Raw genomic sequence first — 1,166 nt, forward strand, 5'->3', positions numbered from 1 at the left:
ACTTTAACAGCTGCTATCTCTGCAGTATTAACTAAAGTACACGGTGGTGAAGTTAAAGATTTCGCACAAATCGATAATGCTCCTGAAGAGCGTGAGCGTGGTATTACAATCAATACTTCTCACATCGAGTACGATACAGAAGTTCGTCACTACGCACACGTAGATTGTCCTGGTCACGCCGATTACATCAAAAACATGATCACCGGTGCTGCACAAATGGATGGCGCTATCTTAGTAGTTGCTGCTACAGATGGTCCTATGCCACAAACACGTGAGCACATCTTGTTATCACGTCAGGTTGGTGTTCCATATATCATCGTATTCATGAACAAATGTGATGTTGTAGATGACGAAGAATTACTAGAATTAGTAGAAATGGAAATTCGTGAACTTCTTTCTGAATATGACTTCCCAGGTGATGATTTACCGGTAATTCAAGGTTCAGCTCTAGGCGCTCTTCAAGGCGACGAAAAGTGGGAAGCAAAAATCATCGAACTTGCTGATCAATTAGATAACTACATTCCAGAGCCAGAGCGTGCAATCGACGGAGCATTCATCATGCCTATCGAAGATGTATTCTCAATTGCTGGTCGTGGTACTGTTGTTACTGGTCGTGTTGAACGCGGTATCATCAAAATTGGTGAAGAAGTAGAAGTTGTTGGTATCCGTGATACTCAAAAATCTACTTGTACTGGTGTTGAAATGTTCCGTAAGCTTCTAGACGAAGGTCGTGCTGGCGAGAACTGTGGTGTACTTTTACGTGGTCTTAAGCGTGAAGATGTTGAACGTGGTCAAGTATTATGTAAGCCTGGTTCAATTTCACCTCATACAAAATTCGAATCAGAAGTATACGTGTTAAGTAAAGATGAAGGTGGTCGTCATACACCATTCTTTAAAGGATACCGTCCACAGTTTTACTTCCGTACAACAGATATCACAGGTGCTGTAGAGCTTCCTGAAGGTGTTGAAATGGTAATGCCTGGCGACAACTTGAAATTTGTTGTAGAGCTAATCAACCCAGTAGCGATGGATGAAGGTTTACGCTTCGCTATCCGTGAAGGTGGTCGTACTGTTGGTGCTGGTGTTGTATCTAAAATCATCGCATAATTGCAGATTTTAGTTCTCACGAGAACTTAAAGAAAAGACGCTTAGGCGTCTTTTTTTAT

The 1,166-nt window shown here is 41.8% G+C and carries 1 protein-coding gene; it reads left to right on the forward strand.

Annotation, left to right across the window (positions count from 1 at the left end):
• A partial coding sequence (gene tuf / locus H4J69_RS19585) for an elongation factor Tu (protein WP_182218777.1) occupies positions 1-1,107 on the forward strand: 1,107 nt, incomplete at its 5' end.
• Positions 1,108-1,166: the final 59 nt, after the last annotated feature.

The sequence above is a fragment of the Colwellia sp. BRX10-9 genome, assembly GCF_014077405.1.
Classification (GTDB): domain Bacteria; phylum Pseudomonadota; class Gammaproteobacteria; order Enterobacterales; family Alteromonadaceae; genus Colwellia_A.